Source organism: Pseudoxanthomonas sp. JC1303 (genome assembly GCF_058448525.1).
Genome location: NZ_CP185958.1, coordinates 2,905,856 through 2,923,201, shown reverse-complemented (window position 1 = coordinate 2,923,201; position 17,346 = coordinate 2,905,856). Strand labels below are relative to the sequence as shown.

General features: G+C 70.2%; 13 protein-coding genes. 3 read left to right on the top strand and 10 right to left on the bottom strand.

All coding sequences use genetic code 11. From position 1 onward, the window contains the following. Positions 1 to 263 precede the first annotated feature (263 nt). Positions 264 to 1,823, top strand: a complete 1,560-nt coding sequence (locus tag ACORQU_RS13080) for a sodium:solute symporter family transporter (RefSeq protein WP_271644906.1) — start codon at positions 264 to 266, stop codon at positions 1,821 to 1,823. Between the two features lie 88 nt (positions 1,824 to 1,911). Here the strand turns inward: ACORQU_RS13080 and ACORQU_RS13075 are convergent, their stop codons facing one another. The 4 genes from ACORQU_RS13075 to rluD are packed head-to-tail and all read right to left on the bottom strand — an operon-like array spanning position 1,912 to position 4,684. Then, positions 1,912 to 2,328, bottom strand: a complete 417-nt coding sequence (locus ACORQU_RS13075; RefSeq protein WP_491641554.1) for a thiol-disulfide oxidoreductase DCC family protein — start codon at positions 2,326 to 2,328, stop codon at positions 1,912 to 1,914. Next, a complete protein-coding gene (locus ACORQU_RS13070) occupies positions 2,321 to 2,905 on the bottom strand; it encodes a DUF4166 domain-containing protein (protein WP_491641553.1) in 585 nt (194 codons plus the stop codon). Before ACORQU_RS13070 ends, ACORQU_RS13075 begins: the two co-directional genes overlap by 8 nt. A 13-nt stretch (positions 2,906 to 2,918) precedes the next feature. Then, positions 2,919 to 3,686, bottom strand: coding sequence for a peptidoglycan editing factor PgeF (gene pgeF, locus ACORQU_RS13065; RefSeq protein WP_491641552.1), 768 nt, complete (start codon positions 3,684 to 3,686; stop codon positions 2,919 to 2,921). Continuing rightward, complete coding sequence (rluD, locus tag ACORQU_RS13060) at positions 3,683 to 4,684, bottom strand: 23S rRNA pseudouridine(1911/1915/1917) synthase RluD (protein ID WP_271644901.1); 1,002 nt, start codon at positions 4,682 to 4,684, stop codon at positions 3,683 to 3,685. The genes pgeF and rluD overlap by 4 nt, the downstream gene beginning before the upstream one ends. Before the next feature lie 106 nt (positions 4,685 to 4,790). Between rluD and ACORQU_RS13055 the strand changes: the two genes are divergently transcribed. Then, positions 4,791 to 5,669, top strand: a complete 879-nt coding sequence (locus ACORQU_RS13055; protein ID WP_491641551.1) for an outer membrane protein assembly factor BamD — start codon at positions 4,791 to 4,793, stop codon at positions 5,667 to 5,669. Positions 5,670 to 5,743: 74 nt separating this feature from the next. Here the strand turns inward: ACORQU_RS13055 and ACORQU_RS13050 are convergent, their stop codons facing one another. From ACORQU_RS13050 to mrcB, 4 genes are all read right to left on the bottom strand, one after another. Next, a complete protein-coding gene (locus ACORQU_RS13050; RefSeq protein ID WP_271644898.1) occupies positions 5,744 to 7,381 on the bottom strand; it encodes an NAD+ synthase in 1,638 nt (545 codons plus the stop codon). A 203-nt stretch (positions 7,382 to 7,584) separates the two neighbouring features. Further along, complete coding sequence (yoaA, locus tag ACORQU_RS13045; RefSeq protein WP_491641550.1) at positions 7,585 to 9,597, bottom strand: DNA repair helicase YoaA; 2,013 nt, start codon at positions 9,595 to 9,597, stop codon at positions 7,585 to 7,587. Between the two features lie 105 nt (positions 9,598 to 9,702). Next, positions 9,703 to 10,227, bottom strand: coding sequence for a hypothetical protein (locus ACORQU_RS13040; RefSeq protein WP_491641549.1), 525 nt, complete (start codon positions 10,225 to 10,227; stop codon positions 9,703 to 9,705). Beyond that, positions 10,224 to 12,656, bottom strand: coding sequence for a penicillin-binding protein 1B (gene mrcB / locus ACORQU_RS13035; protein ID WP_491641548.1), 2,433 nt, complete (start codon positions 12,654 to 12,656; stop codon positions 10,224 to 10,226). The genes ACORQU_RS13040 and mrcB overlap by 4 nt, the downstream gene beginning before the upstream one ends. A 100-nt stretch (positions 12,657 to 12,756) precedes the next feature. Between mrcB and ACORQU_RS13030 the strand changes: the two genes are divergently transcribed. Next, on the top strand, positions 12,757 to 14,877 hold the full coding sequence (locus ACORQU_RS13030; RefSeq protein WP_491641547.1) for a glycosyltransferase: 2,121 nt from the start codon (positions 12,757 to 12,759) through the stop codon (positions 14,875 to 14,877). Here ACORQU_RS13030 and ACORQU_RS13025 read toward each other — a convergent pair whose 3' ends face one another. After that, on the bottom strand, positions 14,878 to 15,750 hold the full coding sequence (locus ACORQU_RS13025; protein WP_491641546.1) for an EcsC family protein: 873 nt from the start codon (positions 15,748 to 15,750) through the stop codon (positions 14,878 to 14,880). It lies immediately after the preceding gene. A 7-nt stretch (positions 15,751 to 15,757) separates the two neighbouring features. Beyond that, the gene (locus tag ACORQU_RS13020) at positions 15,758 to 17,344 is read right to left on the bottom strand and encodes a tetratricopeptide repeat protein (protein WP_491641545.1); all 1,587 of its coding nucleotides are present in this window, start codon (positions 17,342 to 17,344) and stop codon (positions 15,758 to 15,760) included. Between the last annotated feature and the right edge of the window lie 2 nt (positions 17,345 to 17,346).

The following is a 17,346-nucleotide window of genomic DNA, read 5'->3' as shown; positions in this document are numbered from 1 at the left end:
GTGCCACCAAGGCGAAGGACGCGCCATGGCCGAGACCGCCGTGCAGGGGACGGCGCCGGCTTCACACCATGGCAAGCAAGCTCCGGGGCCCTCGTCCGTGCGATGCGCATGTTGCCTTGCGGCGATGATCATGGCCTGCCCCCGTACGTGTCACGCATGTGCGTAAAAGGGCTTGTTTCAGGCCTTTGCGCGTGCGGCGCGCATTTGCATCGCGGCGCGCGATCGTGCTTCCCTGAATGAATCTCACCAGATGACGTGGGGCCATGGCGCACCTCTCAACACTCGACTACTGGGTCATCGCGGGCTACTTCCTGCTGACGGCGATCATCGGCTTCTCGGCCACGCGCAAGTCCGCGTCCTCCGACGAACTGTTCCTCGCAGGCCGCAGCCTGGGGCCCATCGCGGTGGGTGTGTCGCTGTTCGCCTCCAACATCTCCTCCGACACGCTGGTCGGCCTGCCAGGCGCGGCCTACAGCACCGGCATCTCGGCGGCCAACTACGAGTGGATGGCCGGCGTGGTGCTGATCTTCACCGCGATCTTCGTCATGCCGGTGCTGCTGCGGGCCAAGGTCTCGACCATGCCCGAGCTGATGGAGCGGCGTTTCGATTCGCGCCTGCGCAAGTATCTGTCGGTGATCACGCTGTTCCTGTCCATCGTGCTGGACACGGCCGGCACGCTGTATGCCGGCGGCCTGATCGTCACCACGTTCCTGCCGATGTTCGATCTGTGGAGCGTGTGCATCACCATCGCCGCGTTCACCGCGGTGTACACCGCCTGCGGCGGCCTACGTGCGGTGGTCTACACCGACGTGATGCAGGGCGTGGTGCTGCTGGCCGGCGCGGCCTGCCTGAGCTTCATCGTGTTCGGCAAGTTCGACTACAGTTGGTCCAACGTGGTGGCCCAGGTCAGCCCGGAGAAACTCTCGCTGATCCGCCCGCTCGACGATCCCGGCGTGCCATGGCTGGGCCTGATCACCGGCGTGCCGATCGTAGGCTTCTACTACTGGACGATGAACCAGTACGTCATCCAGCGCGTGCTGGGCGCGCGCGATGTGGAAACCGCTGGTCGCGGCGCGGTGATCGCCGCGACGCTCAAGCTGCTGCCGATCTTCCTGATGACCATCCCCGGCGCGATGGCCAGCGTGCTGCTGCCCGGCCTGGAGCATCCCGACCAAGTGTTCCCGGCCATGGTGTCCAACTTCACCCCGGCCGGCGTCACCGGCCTGATCCTGGCCGGCCTGATCGCCGCGCTGATGTCCACCGTCTCGGCCACGCTCAATTCGGCCGCCACCCTGGTCACCCTGGACTTCGTGCGGCCCAAGAAGCCGCATCTCTCGCCGACCCAACTGGCCTGGACCGGCCGCCTGGTGACCCTGGTGATCGCGATGATCGCCGCGCTGTGGGCGCCGATGATCCAGCACTTCTCCGGGTTGTGGGCCTACCTGCAGCAGGTCTTCGCCTTCGTCGCCTCGCCGTTGGTGGCGGTGTTCCTGATGGGCCTGTGGGTCAAGCGCCTGGGCGCTTCGGCGGCGTTGCGCGGCCTGGCCTGCGGCCACGCGCTGAGCGCGGTGCTGTTCGTGCTGCGCGAGACCGAGGTCATCACCCTGCACTTCACCATCATGGGCGGCGTGTTGTGCGTGGCCACCGCGCTGCTGACCACGTTCTGGATGTGGAAGCTGGGCGCGGCCGACGGTCCCGACGCCGATGGCCAGGAGATCCTGGCCGACGCCCGTCCGGGCCTGACCCACATTCCCAAGGATGTCGCCGTCGGCATCGCGCTGGTGCTGGTGCTGACCGCCGTCATCCTGGTCGTGCTGCGCTAACCGCCCTTTCATCAAGGGCGACGCGCCACCAAGTGCGCCTGCACCGGCTCGGTGAGGTGATGCGTCGAATCGCCGCAACCTGCGGCGTTCAGTCCAGGAAGCGCTCGCGCTGCTGAGGGCTGGGCACCGCGCAGGCCGTCGTGCCGAACCAGCGCTTGCGCCGACGCGCCAGGAAGCGATAGCCCGCATCCCCTAAGCCTCGTGGCAGCACGCGGGCCAGCACCGCCAGCCGCCACAGACCGCCGAGCCCGACCAGGACCCGGACGATGGCCGCGATATCGGTGTGCATGCCCCGCGCGTCGACCAGCAGGAACGAGGCAGGATCCTCCGGATCGAGCCCATGCGCCGCCAGCAGCGCCCGCCCGCTGGAACCCTGCATCGCCGCGAAGCGATATCGACCGCGTCGGTCGTGGCGCAGCAGGAACCGCACCCAGCCATTGCAAAGTACGCAGGTGCCGTCGAAGACGATCACCGCGCCTGCGGGGAGGGACGCATCCTCACGCATCGGGGCAGCCCGGCTGGAGTCGTCCGTGGTAACGCACCAGCAGGCCGACCCAGGGCAGCACCACGTCCACGTCGAAGACATAGACGCCGGCGTCCGTCGACTCGAAGGCCCGCGTCCTGGCGAACCAGCGCCGCGGCAAGCGGACTCCACAGGTCCGCACCGCCTCCACCGACCAGACCAGCCCTGCCGCGTCCGCGCGCAGGCTGAAATCGAAGGTCACCAGCCCGAGGCGCTCGCGCAGCAGCCGACCGTGCTGCCAGAGCGTCGAGTCCATGCGGTGGTGGCCGAAGCGCCGCTGCCAGCGCTCAAGACCGCCGGCGCGCACAAATCCCACGCGCACCGGAACGACGCCGGCCGGAGGCAGCCGGGCCGCCCAGGCCAGCGGCAGGACCAGCGGATGGTCGCCGCGGATCACCTCCCCGCTTCCGGCCCAGCAGGTGTCCTGCTGCGCATCGTGCAAGGCACGCACCGGCGCCGGCAATCGCGCGAACGCTTCCTGGCCGAGCACGCGGGCGAAAAGAGGAGGCGCGGCGGAACCCGGCGCGGAATCGACGTCTGACCAGAGGCTCGCTTCCATGCGCGACCGATCCTCAGCCCGACCGCCAGGCCAGGGTGGCCATGCGCCCGGTGCGCGCATCGCGCCGGTGCGAATAGAACCGGCCCGGGTCGCTGATCGTGCACAGGCCGCCGCCGTGGACATCGACCACGCCGACCGCGGCCAGGCGTCGCCGCGCCAAGGCGTACAAATCGACGTTCCAGTGGCCAGGCCGGGTCGAGGCAAAAGCGGTCGCGGCCTGCGGATCGGCGGCGGTGAAGGCCTCGAAGACCTCCACGCCGATCTCGTAGGCCTGCGGGCCGGCCGCCGGCCCCAGCCAGGCGCGCACCTGGGCGGCAGGCGTGCGCATGGCCGCGACAGTGCGCTCCAGCACGCCGTCGGCCAGCCCGCGCCAGCCCGCGTGCGCGGCGGCAACCTCGCTACCGTCGACCGCGGCGAAGACCACCGGCAGGCAGTCGGCGGTGAGGATCGCCAGGACCACGCCGGGCGCGCTGGTCACGGCGGCATCGGCCTGGGGCTCGTCCGCAGCGGCGCGCGGCGCAGACAACGTCGTATCGAAGCGCACCACCCCGGTGCCGTGCACCTGGCGCAGCCACTGCGGCAGCGACGGCAAGTCCGCCAGCGCCGCAAGTTCCGCGCGATTGGCCTCCACCCGGACCGGGTCGTCGCCGGTGGCTGCACTCCGATTGCCCAGATTGAAGGTATCGAACGGCGCGGCCGAACCACCGGCGCCATGGCGCAGCGTCACTAGCGCGCTCACGCCCGGCGGTGCGGGCCAGTCGGCGAGCAGCAGCGCGTTCATCGCCCCTTGTGCGCGGCCGTGTCCTCGCGCAGGGCTGCAAGCAGGTCCAGCATGTCGGCGGGCACCGGGGCGCTGGTGCGCACCGGCTCGCCGGTGGCCGGATGCACGAACTCGAGGGTTTCGGCGTGCAGTGCCTGGCGGCGGAAGCCGCGCAGCTGCGCGTTGAGCGCCTCGGTGGCCCCGCGCGGCAGGCGCAGCGGACCGCCGTAGAGCGGGTCGCCGACGATCGGGAAACGCGCATGCGCCATGTGCACGCGGATCTGGTGGGTGCGTCCGGTTTCCAGGCGGCACTCCACGGCGGTGTGACCCCGGAAGCGCTCGCGCAGGCGGTAATGGGTCACCGCCTCGCGACCGTCCTCGCGCACGGCCATCTTCAGGCGGTCGCGGGGATGGCGGTCGATCGGCGCATCCACGGTCGCCCCGGACACCATCGCCCCGACCACCACGGCCAGGTACTGGCGATGCACCTGGCGCGCGGACAACTGGGCCACCAGCGAGGTGTGGGCCTGCAGCGTGCGCGCCACGACCATGACCCCCGAGGTGTCCTTGTCCAGGCGATGGACGATGCCCGCGCGCGGCAGCGCCGACAGCGCCGGATCGTGGAACAGCAGCGCGTTGACCAGGGTCCCGGTGTGGTTGCCCGCGCCCGGATGCACCACCAGCCCGGCCGGCTTGTCCAGCACGATGACCTCGCTGTCCTCGTAGAGCACCTGCAGCGGGATGTCCTCGGGCAGGGCGTGAGTCTGGGTCTCGATCACCACCTGCAGGCTGGCCACCTGCCCGGGGGTGACCGGGTCGCGTGGGCGCACGACTTCACCGTCCAGGCGCGCGTCGCCGGACTTGATCCACTCGGCCAGCCGCGAGCGGGAGAACTCGGGGAACAATTCGGCCAGGACCGCGTCGAACCGGCGCCCAGCGGCGTTGACGGGCACCTGCGCGGTGCGCGGACCCTCGGCGGCGGGGGAATCGAGGGCGTCGTCGTCTGCAGCAGCGGTCATTTGGTCAAGGGGCCTGCGGTGTTGATTGACCGGACATTCATGGCCCGGCAGCCGCCTAGGCTATCATCGCCCCTTCGTTTCCCCGATGCGGCCCGCCCGCCTGCCCATGTCCCAGCGTTTCGCAGCTCCGTTCACCCGCAACACCGTCCGCATCGTGCTCCTGCTTCTGGTGACCGCCCTCGCCGCCACCGGCTGTGGTCGCAACAGCAAGGACAAGGCCCGGGAATCGCGTCCGGTGGAGGCGATCTACAGCGAGGCGCATACCGCGATGACGCGCGGCAACTGGAGCGGTGCCGAGCGCCAGTTCCAGGCGCTGATCGCCCAGTACCCCTACGGTCCGTACACCGAGCAGGCGCAGATGGAAATCGCCTACGCCCAGTACAAGTCCGGCAAGATGGAAGAGGCGGTGTCCAGCATCGACCGCTTCCTGCGCACCTATCCGACCCAGCGCAACGTGCCCTACATGTACTACCTGCGCGGCCTGGCCAACTCCAACCGCGACACGGTGTTCCTGCAGAAGGTCTGGAGCCTGGATTCCAGCCGCCGCGACCTGTCCACGCCGATGCAGGCCTACAGCGACTTCAACACCGTCACCGAGCGCTATCCCAACAGCCGCTACGCCGCCGACGCGCGCGAGCGCATGATCCAGCTGCGTAACACCTTCGCCCGCCACGACATGGAAACCGCGCTGTACTACCTGCACCGCGGCGCCTACACCGCGGCGGTGACCCGGGCCAAGTACATCCTGGAAACCTATCCGCAGAGCGAGTTCCAGTACGACGCAATCGCCGCCCTGGCCGAGGCCTACACCAAGCTGGGCAACAAGACCCTGGCCGACGACGCCCGCCGCGTGCTGGAGCTCAACGATCCGCAGCACCCGTGGCTGGCCGGCAAGTGGCCCGACTACCCGGGCAACTGGCGCAAGCTCAACCCGTTCGCCAGCGAGAAGTCGGCCCTGGACAACGAAGATGCGCACGGCCACTGATCGGTGGACCGACCCGCGCAATGAAGGAAGGGGCCACAAGGCCCCTTCTTCGTTTTCGTCTCACGCCTCCAGCGCTAGGCGGGATAGCGGTTGCTGATCGGATAGCGACGCTCGCGGCCGAAGGCACGCAGCGAAACCTTGGGCCCGGGCGCGGCCTGCTGGCGCTTCCACTCGTTGATCCGGACCAGGCGCAGCATCCGGTTGACCACCTCGGCGTCGAAGCCGGCGGCGATGATTTCCTCGCGCGACTGCTCGCGGTCGACATAACGCAGCAGGATCGCGTCGAGCACGTCGTAGGGCGGCAGGGAATCCTGGTCGAGCTGGTTCTCGCGCAGTTCGGCCGAGGGTGGGCGGTCGATCACCGCCTGTGGGATCACCGGCGCGCCGCCCACCGTGTTGCGCCAGCGCGCCAGGGCGAACACCTCGGTCTTGTACAAATCCTTGATCGGCGCGTAGCCGCCGCACATGTCGCCGTAGATCGTGGCGTAGCCGACCGCGTACTCGCTCTTGTTGCCGGTGGTCAGCAGCAGTCCGCCGAACTTGTTGGACAAGGCCATCATGATCGCCCCGCGCGTGCGCGACTGCAGGTTCTCCTCGGTGGTGTCGGCTTCGCGCCCTTCGAACAGTGGCCCCAGCGCCTGCAGGAAGCCCTTGAACGGCCCCTCGATCTCTACCGTCTCCATGCGCACGCCCAACGCCCGGCACTGCTCCTCGGCCAGCGCGTTGGACAGGCCGGCCGTGTAGCGCGATGGCAGGCGCACGGCGGTGACGTTGTCCGCGCCCATGGCATCGACCGCCATGGCCAGCACGATGGACGAATCGATGCCGCCGGACAGCGCCACCCAGACCTTGCCGAAGCCGTTCTTGCCACAGTAGTCGGCGATGCCACGCGTCACCGCGCGCCAGGCCAGGGCATCGCGGCTTTCGTCACCCTCGTCCATCCAGCGTACGGGCGTGAAGCCACGGGTGGCTGCGTCGTAATCCACCACCAGCCACTGCTCGGTGAAGGCCGCCGCGGCCGGGGATATATCGCCGTTGCCACTGGCGACCACCGAGGCCCCGTCAAACACCAGCGCGTCCTGCCCCCCGACCACGTTGAGGTAGGCCAGCGCCACGCCGGTCTCGCGATTGCGCAAGGCCAACAGCGCATCGCGCTGGGCGTGCTTGTCGTGCTCGAACGGAGACGCATTGGGCACCAACACCAGCTCGGCCCCGGCGTTGGCGGTATCGGCCAGCGGCTCGGCGAACCACAGGTCCTCGCAGATCACCAGGCCCACCGGCACCCCCTTGACCTCGAACACGCATGGGCCCCCGTCCGGATCGACGTGGAAATAGCGACGCTCGTCGAAGACGTTGTAGTTGGGCAGTTCGCGCTTGCGATAGTTGGCGATGATCTTGCCGTCGCGCAGCACACAGGCGGCGTTGTAGAGGATGCTGCCGGCGCTTTCCGGCCAACCGACCACGGCGGTGATGCCGTGGGTCGCGGCCGCGACCTCGTCCATGGCCGCGTGGCAGTCGGCCAGGAAGGAAGGACGCATCAGCAGGTCTTCCGGCGGATAACCGCTCAGCGCCAGCTCCGGGAACAGCACCAGGTCGGCGCCGTATTCGTCGCGGGCCACAGCGATCTGCTCGAGGATGCGCCGGGTATTGCCCGCCAGGTCGCCGACCGGATAGTCGAACTGGGCCATAGCGATGCGAAGCGTTGCGGGCATGGGTCACCTGGTGCGTGTGCGAAAGCGGACGCCGCCATTATTTCAGAACATCCCAGTCGCCTTCGTGGGAGCCGCCCTGGCGGCGATGAGGCTTTCCCGGTCACGCCCCGGGTCGCCGCCGTGAGCGCTTGTGTCTGGCGCTCCCGGCAAGTCCCCAATCGCCGCCATGGCGGCGTCCACCCGGCCTGTCCTGTCTGGCGACGCTACTTGCCGAAGAAGGCCTCGACCTCGCCCACCTCGCGGGTGCGGGCGAACGGCGGCAGCGACTGCATGAAGACGCGTCCGTAGGGCTTGGTGGACAGCCGCGGATCGCACAGCACCAGCACGCCGCGATCCGATTCACTGCGGATCAGCCGGCCCACGCCCTGCTTGAGGGCGATCACCGCCTGCGGCAGTTGTTCGTCGCGGAAGGGATTGCCGCCGGCGTTGCGGATCGCCTCCAGCCGCGCCTCGAACACCGGATCGTCGGGCGCGGCGAAGGGCAGCTTGTCGATGGCCACCACACTCAAGGCCTCGCCGACCACGTCCACGCCTTCGCGGAAACTGGCCGACCCCAGCAGCACGCCATTGCCGGACTCGCGGAAGCGCTGCAGCAGCGTGGCGCGCGGCGCCTGCCCCTGCACGAACAGCGGCCAAGGCGCGTCGCGCAGGGCTTCGGCGGCCTCGCGCAGCGCCCGGTGCGAGGCGAACAGCAGGAACGCGCGTCCATTGGAGGCGTGCAGCACCGGCAGCAAGGCGGCGATCAGCGCGGTGCCATAGCCACGCGCATTGGGATCGGGCAGGCCCGGCGGCTGGTAACACAGGGCCTGGCGCGGCCAGTCGAACGGACTGGGCTGCAGCAGCGTGTGTGGATCGTCCAGGCCCAGGCGCTGGGCGATGTGGTCGAAGCCCCCGCCGACCGCCAGCGTGGCCGAGGTGAAGATCCAGGCCGCATGCGAGGCCTCGCGATGCTGGCGCAGCGGCCCGGAGACATCCAGCGGCGTGCGCTGGCAGCGGAAGCCGCGCGGGGTCAGCTCGTACCAGAACACGTCGGTCGACCCGGCTGGCGCCACCTCATCCGGTGCCAGTGGGAAGTCCTGGTGATCGGCCGACGGCACCTCGCCACCGCGCGGCATTGGCGAGGGCTCATCGGCGGACGGGTCGCCCAACCAGCGCAACAGCCGGCCTTCGATGTCGCGCCCGCGCGCGGCGCAGGCATCCAGGCCCGGCGAGGAAGACGCCAGCGGGGCCAGCGCCCGGCCCAGGTCCTGCAGGGACAGGACCAGCGTGTCGAAGCCTTCGCGCAGCGCCGCGCTGCCCAGCGCGCGCTGGCGGGTACCGCGCGGCGGCAGTGGCTCCATGGCCAGGCGCAGCTCGCGCAGCGCCTGGTCCAGCAGGCGCGCCAGCGGCTCCACGCTGGCCAGTGCGCCGGGCACCGCGCGGCTTTCGGCCACCACATCGCGCACCAGTTCCTGCAGCGGGCGCATGCCGAAGCCCTCGCCGAAGAAGTTCGCCGCCAGCTCGGGTAGCTGGTGCGCCTCGTCGATGACAAAGGCCTGCGCGCCCGGCAGGATCTCGCCAAAGCCTTCCTGCTTGAGCGCCAGGTCGGCCAGCAACAGGTGATGGTTGACCACCACGACGTCGGCCGCCTGCGCCCGTTGCCGGGCCTGGACCACGAAGCAGTCGTCCCAGAACGGACACTCGGTGCCCAGGCAGTTGTCCACGGTCGAGGTGACCATCGGCAACAGCGGCGAGTCCTCGGGCAGGGACTCCAGCTCAGCCATGTCGCCATAGCGGGTGCGCCCGCTCCACACCACGATGCGCTGGAACTGGTCGGCCTGTTCGCGACTGGTGAAGCGGGGTTCGCCGCGCGACTGGGACAAGCGGTAACGGCACAGGTAGTTCGCCCGCCCCTTCAGCAACGCCGCGCTGTGGCCCACACCCAGCGCAGCGCGCACCCGCGGCAGATCGCGATGAAACAGCTGGTCCTGCAGGGCCCGGGTGCCGGTGGAGAGGATGGCCTTGGCCCCCGACAGCAGCACCGGCACCAGGTAGGCGAAGGTCTTGCCGGTGCCGGTGCCGGCTTCGGCCAGCAGGGTGTCGCGGGCGTCCAGCGTCTCGGCGATCGCGGCGGCCAGCCGTTGCTGAGCCTCGCGCGCGACGAAGCCGTCCAGCCGCTGGGCCAGCGCGCCGCCGGTCTGCAGGGCGTCGATCACCAGGGAAGTCAGGGCGGACATCGCGAGGTCAGGCGACCGATATGTCGTATCGCGCGGCGGCGCAGCCCTCGCCTGCGGCTCGGCGCGGACCAGCGCCGACGCCGCGGCAGGTCATCGGTACGGATCTCACATCCGGTCAAAGCCGGCGACGGTGCAACTGGCGATCTGCGCATGCGCCGAGGCCGCGTTCTGATCTTCGCCACGGGCCAGCTGCGACTGCTCGATGGTCGCCCAGTGGCGCCGACACAGCGGGCCGGTTTTTGACCCCAGGCCCAGGGCCTTGCGCGCGAGGGTCTCGGCGCGCTCCCACTCGCCCAGGGCCAGGGCGACTTCGGCCCGCTCCTGCAGCAGTGTCGGATCTTCCGGGCTGAGCAGCAGCGCCTGGTTCAGCGCGGCGGCCGCACCGGACCAGTCCGCCCGCGCCTTGGCGGCATCGGCGGTGTCACGCAGGTCCTGGATTTGCGGATCGATCAACGGCTGGACCGAGAGCTCGCGATCATCGGACTTGCCGGCCGCCATCACCGCGGTCAGGGCCTGGGTCGGCGTGACGCGCGGCGCCACCGGCGTCGGCGCAGGGGCGGGCTCGGTCACGCAGGCTGCGAGCGGCAGCACGGCCAGACTGATCAGCAACAGACGGCGCAGGAGACTCATAGCGGGCTCTGGTTGGGTGACGGGGTGGGCAGCGAGCGGGCCGGCGGCGGCGTCTCGTCCTTCTTCGGCGGCAGGCCGAACCAGCGACGCCAGCCGCCACCTCCTCCGTCCGAGTCGCCGTCACTGGGAAGGGTGTACTGCTGGCAGTCCGCGTAGGCCGGCGCATGCCCGGCGACGAACGGGAAGCGCCGTGCGCCTGGGCAGCTGGCATCGGTGGCTGCCGACTCGGCCACCCACGCGTAATCCAAGCCCTTGCTGGAGACCTGCAGCGGCGCACTGGGCAGACGGGAGAAAATACCGGCCCACACCCGCATCGCGCCGGTGGCGCCGTACAGGCCGGTTTCCTTGTTCTGGTCGTTGCCCATCCAGATCACCGCCAGGTGATCGCCGGTATAGCCGGCGAACCAGCTGTCGCGGCCGTCGTTGCTGGTGCCGGTCTTGCCGGCGGGCGACAGCCGGCCCAGGCCGTCGGACAGCAACTGCCGGCCGGTGCCCTCGGTGACCACGTCCTGCAGGGCCACGGTGACCAGATGGGCCGCGATGGAGTCCCCCTCCTGCGCGGCCGCGGGCGTCTTGTCGTAGCGGTTGAGCACCCGGCCCTGCGCGTCGATCACCCCACGCACCGCATGCAGGGGCTGGATCTGCCCACCGGAGGCCAGGAACTGGTAGGCCTGGGCCATCGCGTACGGGCTCTGATCGGTGGCGCCCAAGATCAGCGCGGGATTGGGCGCCGCCTGGATGCCGGCCAGGACCTTGAGCACGTCGGCCACGCGCTGCGGGTCCACCTTGAGGCCCACGCGCACGGTGGCCTGGTTGTAGGAATGGGCCAGGGCGTCGATCAGCCGCACGCGACCATGGCTGCGGTTGTCCGAGTTGTCCGGCGACCAGGACTTGCCGCGCCCCAGCGGCACGGTGATCGGCGCATCCTCGACCCAGCTGGCCAGCGACCAGGTATCCGGCTGGGCCAGGGCCAGCAGATAGACGAACGGCTTGATCAGCGAGCCGACCTGGCGCTGCGCTTCCACGGCGCGGTTGAAGCCCGGCTCGGTGACGTGGCGGTTGCCGACCACTGCCAACACATCGCCGTTGTGCACGTCGGTCACGACCAGCCCGGCCTGCAGCGGCGGCCGCTTGCCCTTCTCCAGCTGACCCAGGGTGTGCTTGACCGCGCCTTCGGCGTAGGCCTGGGCCGAGGGCGACATGCCGGTCATGACCGTCAGGCCGGCCCCGCGCAAGGCGCCTTCGGGATAGTCGTGCGCCAGCTGGCGGCGGACCAGGTCCACATAGGCCGGGAAGCGGTTGGCCGCGTTCAGGCCCGGATCGCGGGTGACTTCCAGCGGTGCCGCGCTGGCGCGATCGAACTCCTTCTTGTCGATCAGCTTGGTGGCCAGCATCCGCCGCAGGGCCAAGTCGCGACGCTCCTTGGCGCGCTCGGGATGCCGGCGCGGATCGTAATAGGACGGGCCCTTGACGATGCCGATCAGCAGGGCGACCTGCTCGGTGGACAGGCTGTCCAGGTCACGCCCGAACCAGAACTCCGAGGCGGCCGCCACGCCGTGCACGGCCTGTCCGCCACGCTGGCCCCAATACACCTGGTTGAAATAGGCCTCCAGGATGGTGCGCTTGTCGTAGCGCGCCTCCAGGATCAACGCATAGAGGATCTCGTTGAACTTGCGGGTCAGGGTCTGCTCGCGGCCGATGCCCAGCAAACCACTGCGGGCGAGCTGCTGGGTCAGGGTACTGGCGCCCTGGCGCACCTGCCCGCCGGAGCTGACGAATTCCCAGGCCGCGCGCGCCATGCCGGACAGGTCGATGCCATGGTGGGTCGCGAAATCGCGGTCCTCGACGGCCTGCAGCCCGGTCACCAGCAGCTCGGGCACGTCCTCCAGCTGGACCAGCCTGCGGTCTTCCTGGGACTTGCCGTACAGGGTGGCGATGCGCGCCGGGTCCAGCCGCGCCGAGGTGATGTTGCGGCCGCGGCGCATGTCGCGCACCCCCACCACCGTCCCGTTGGACAGCACCACCTGCAGGCGCATCGGCGGGATGATGTGGTCCACGTCGGTGAAGCCGCGGTTGGAGATGGTGAAGCGGTTGCCGCTACGCGCATAGGTACCGGGCAGTTCGCCGGTCCCGTCGTCCTGGTAGGAGGCCGCGTCCAACTCGGTCTTCAACGTGTCCGCATCCAGCGCCTGACCCGGCGCCAGCGGCAGCGGGCGGGCATAGACCCGGGTGGGCACCTGCCACTGAAGGTTGCCGAAACGTTCGGCCACCTGGTGATTCAGGTAGGCCACGTAGGGGATCAGGAACCCCAGCGCCAGGGCCAACAGGCCCAACACCACGGTGATCAGGCGGCTGCGCCACGGAGAGGCGGATTTGCCGGAGTTCTCGTACGCGTCGTCGGCGCCGTGTTCGTCGTCTTTGCGGGCCACTTAAGGATGCGACAATGAAATGGACTGGCGAGTCTATCGCAGCCCGTGCGGCGGCCGAGGCGCCGGGCACCCCCTTGATCAGCTGGAGTTAGGTCCCCCGATGCCGATGTTGCTGGACGACGCACGCTTCCTGTTCACGCGTGCGGCATCGACCCTGCGCCGCCTGTTGGCCAGCGCGCGCACCCGGGGCGTGGCGCCAACAGCCCGTCGCGCGTGGGAACGCCTGACCGGCCGCCTGACCCGGCCACCGTCCGCCGAGCCGCTGTGGCTGCCAGCCTCGGCGCCGTTCGCGCCCTTCTCCGTGCCTTGTGCCGCCACGCCCCGCGCCAGCATCGTCATTCCGGTGTACGGGCAGTTGCAGATGACCGTGGACTGCCTGCGCGCCCTGGCCGCGCGGCCACCACAGGTGCCGGTGGAGATCATCGTGGTCGACGACGGCTCGCCTGACGACACCGCCGCCCGCCTGCCGCACGTGGACGGCCTGCATTACCACCTGCGCGCGCGCAACGGCGGATTCATCGCCGCCTGCAACGACGGCGCGGCGCTGGCGCGGGGCGAGTACGTGGTGTTCCTCAACAACGACACCCTGCCCCAACCTGGCTGGCTGGATGCGCTGCTGGAGACCTTTGCCCAATACCCGGGCACCGGGCTGGCCGGGGCGAAACTGGTGTATCCCGATGGCCGCCTGCAGGAAGCCGGCGGCGTGGTCTTCTCCGACGGCTCGGCATGGAACTATGGCCGCTTCGATGCGCCGGACGACCCGCGTTACAGCTACGTGCGCGAAGCCGACTACCTGTCCGGCGCGGCGATTGCGCTGCCGAAGGCGCTCTTCGACCAGCTTGGCGGATTCGACACGCGCTACGCGCCGGCCTACTACGAGGACACCGACCTGGCCTTCGCGGTGCGCGCGGCCGGTTACAAGGTCATTTATCAGCCGGCGGCCGTGGTCGTACATCGCGAAGGCGCCACGGCCGGCACCGATACCGGCAGCGGGGTCAAGGCTTATCAGGTGCGCAACGCGGTGATCTTCGCCGAGAAGTGGCGCAAGGCGCTGACCGCGCAGCCGGCGCCTGGCACAGTCCCCTCGCCGGCAACCCTACACGGCGACCTGCGGCAGGTGCTGGTCATCGATGCGCTCACGCCAAAGCCCGACCGGGATTCAGGTTCGCTGCGACTGGTCAACCTGATGCGCATGCTTCGCGACGAAGGTGCCCACGTGTGCTTTGTCGCCGCCGACGGTGCCTTCGTGCCGGACTACACGCCGGCCCTGCAGGCAATGGGCATCGAGGTCTGGCACGCGCCCTGGATCAAACGGTTCCCGGCTTTTTTTCAGCAGCATGGCGCGCGTTTCGACGTGGTGATGTGCTCGCGTCATTACGTGGCTTCGCAATTCGTTCCGCTTTCCCGCCGCCACGCCCCGCAGGCGCGCATCGTGTTCGACACCGTGGACCTGCACTACCTGCGCGAGCAGCGTGGCGCCGAGGCCAGCGGCGATGCGGTCATGTTGCGCCAGTCCCAGGCGACCCGCGCGCTCGAGCTGGCGGTGATGGCCGCCTCGGATACCACGTTGGTGGTGAGCCCGGTCGAACGCGAGGCGCTGGCTGTCGCCGCGCCGCAGGTCCAGGTGGAGATCGTGTCCAACCTGCACCGCCTGGGCGAACCCGGTCTACCGTTCGCCGAGCGCGCCGACCTGCTGTTCGTGGGCGGCTTTCACCATCCGCCCAATGTCGACGCCGTGGCCTGGTTCGCTGCCGAGATCCTGCCGCGTGTGCGCACGCAATTGCCCCAGTTGTGCCTCCATGTCGTGGGCGTCGATCCGCCGCCGCAGGTAGCGCGCCTGCACGGCCGCGACGGGGTGCTGGTCCATGGCCACGTCCCCGACCTGCAACCGCTGTTGGATGGCAGCCGCATCGCGGTGGCGCCCCTGCGCTACGGCGCCGGCGTCAAGGGCAAGGTCAACCAGGCCATGGCGCACGGGCTGCCGGTCGTGGCCACGCCGATGGCGGTGGAAGGCATGCACTTGGCCGATGGACGCGACGTGCTGGTCGGGGAATCAGCGCAGGCCTTCGCCGATGCGATCGTGCGCCTGCACGATGATGCGGCGCTGTGGGACACACTGGCCGCGCACGGCCTGGACAACGTGCGCCGCCACTTCTCGCTGGAGGCGGCGCGCGAGACGGTACGCCGGGTGTTTTTCGACGCCGCCACGCCCAGCGCGTAATCAGTCCGCGAGCAGCGCCGCCAGGGCCAGGTAGGCGCGGCGCACCGTCTCCGGTCCGTGCAGGCGCTCGAGCCGGCGCACGATGAAATGTCCTCGCGCCATGCTCTGGAAGTGGTCGGTGAACACCGAGTTGACCGTGGCCCCGCCCAGCGCGCCCAGGATCGGCACCCACTGTGCGGCGGCCTTCTCGCTGACCTGGATGGAATAGCGCTCGGCGATCGCCTTGACCAGGCCGACCAGCACCGGCGCGCCCTCCTTCTGCAGCCCGTGGCGGGCGACATGGCTGGCCGCGTCGGAGACCATGCGGCTCATGGCCTCGCGGGCGGCGTAATAGCCCACTTCGGTCGCATCGTCGGTGGGCGAATTGCCTCCCATCGCCATCACCCGCACGCACTCCAGTCGCACGGCGGGATCGGCCAGGTCGGCCCCTTCGCTACGGGCGATGTCGGCGATCGAGCGCAGCATGATGGTCGTGGTCAGCGGCAGCTCGACAGCCAGGGCGGTCAGGCCGAAGGCACCGCCCACCGCCCCGGTGGCGGCCGTGGCGCCCAGGTGCCACCAGTCCGAGGACTTGCGTGCGCCCTCGGGCTTGACCCGCGTGTCCATGGTGGTCAGCGACACCCGCAAGGCCGCGCCGATGGCCTTGCGCGCCGCGTAGGTGATCACGGTGTTGGCGCGCCGCGGCAGGAAGCCCAGCAGCTTCTCCACAGGCGTGCCCACCACGCTGGCCACGCGCGCGCCGAAGCTGGGATTCTCCAGCCGCTGCACGGCCTGGCGCAGCTGTTCCAGGTCCTGGGGGCTCAGCGTGCCGGCGCTGCCGCCGGGGATGAGTTCCCCGGCGAGCGGGGGCGGCGTGGACGGGCCCCGGCGCATCGTCAGTTCAGCCCCCACCGGCGCGGGCATGGGCCACGCGCGAGGCGAAGTCGGCCAGTCCGGGCGCATTGCGATCCAGGCCCCGCGCGCGCTGCAGGGCCTCGCCGGCGACCCCCAGCTCGCCCGCGCCCAGGCGCTCGGTGCCGATGTCGATCCAGCGCATCGCCAGCTGGCGCCGTGCGGCCGTCAGGCCCTCATCGCCCGGCGAAAGGGCTTGCCAGGCATCCAGACAGCCCTGCGCAGCGCGTACGCGATTGGCAGCCAGCTCGTGGCCCACGCAACGCCGCACATCAGGCAAGAGGCGCTGCGCGGCACGCCGCACCTCGGCATCATCTGGGGCCAGTGCCTGGGCCGCGCGCAGCTTGTCGAACGCGCTCTCCCCCGGTGGATCGATCCAGTCGCTCCGCGCCTCGGCACGGGCGGCGGCGGCCAGCAACGCGCCGACCTGCCGGCGGCGTTGCGGCGTTGCCGGGGTCGTCTGGTCCAGCCGCGCCTGGCTGCGACGCGCGCGATCGATCGCCGCTTCGGCCTGGCCAACGGCCTGGGAATTCGGCGCCAGCGCCTGGGCCTGGGCCAGATCCTCAGCGGCCGGGGCAAAGTCGAAATCCGCGGCCCGGCGCGCGGCCCGCTGCGCGTACAGGGCCGCCGCATTCTGCAGACCCAGCGTGGCTGCGCCGTCCTCAGGCGAGGCTTCGAGCACGCGACGATAGGTCGCCACCGCCTGTTCCAGGCGACCGCCGCGCAGCGCTGCATCGGCGTGTCCGCGCTGGCGCTCGAGCATCCGGGACAGCTCGGCACGCGTTTCGGGAAGGTCGTAGTGGCCAGGATCGTAGGTGCGCGCCTGTTCGATCGCGCGCGCGGCATCCGCCAGGCGACCGGCCTGGATGTCGCGCCGCGCGGTCTGCAACTGGTCGGACAGCAGGTCCTCACGCGCCTCCAGGGCAATGGTGTTGTCCGGCTGCAAGGTCAGGATCTGGCGCAACAGGGGCAAGGCCGCGCCGGGGTCGCCGTCGAGATGGCCCGCCTCACGCGCGGCCACCGCCTGCGCGATCAGCGCACCGACGCCGGCACGATCGGCCTGGCGCTTGCGCAGCGCGCTGGCAATGGCATCGGACTGCGCCCGCGGCACCTGCAACTGGCGCGCCAGGGTCAGCGCCTCCTGCGCCGCCTGCAGATAGTTGGCCTGCAAGGCCGCATGGGCCTGGGCAACCGCCGCCTGCCCGACCTGGGCCAGGCCGGTGCGGGCTTCGCCGCGATCGTTGTCCAGGGCCAGCGCCGCCTCGAACCGTTGCCGCGCGCCACTGCCGTCTGCTGCGGTCAGGTGTCCTTGCGCCAGCGCCGCATGCCCTTGATCGAGCAGCGCCTGGATATGCGCGCCCTGCCACATCCGGTCGGCGATCGGCTTGCGCAGGGCCACCGCACAGGCCAGCAGCGCCACGACGATCACCGCAGCGGCGATCCACGTCCGGTGACGCGCGTGCACAGGCCGCACCGGCGCGCGGGCGCGCACGGGGTCGGCCATCGTCGATGGCGCTGGCCAGTCGATGCGTGGCTCGATCCTGCCGTCGGGACGCTGGTCGGACACCGGGTTCACGC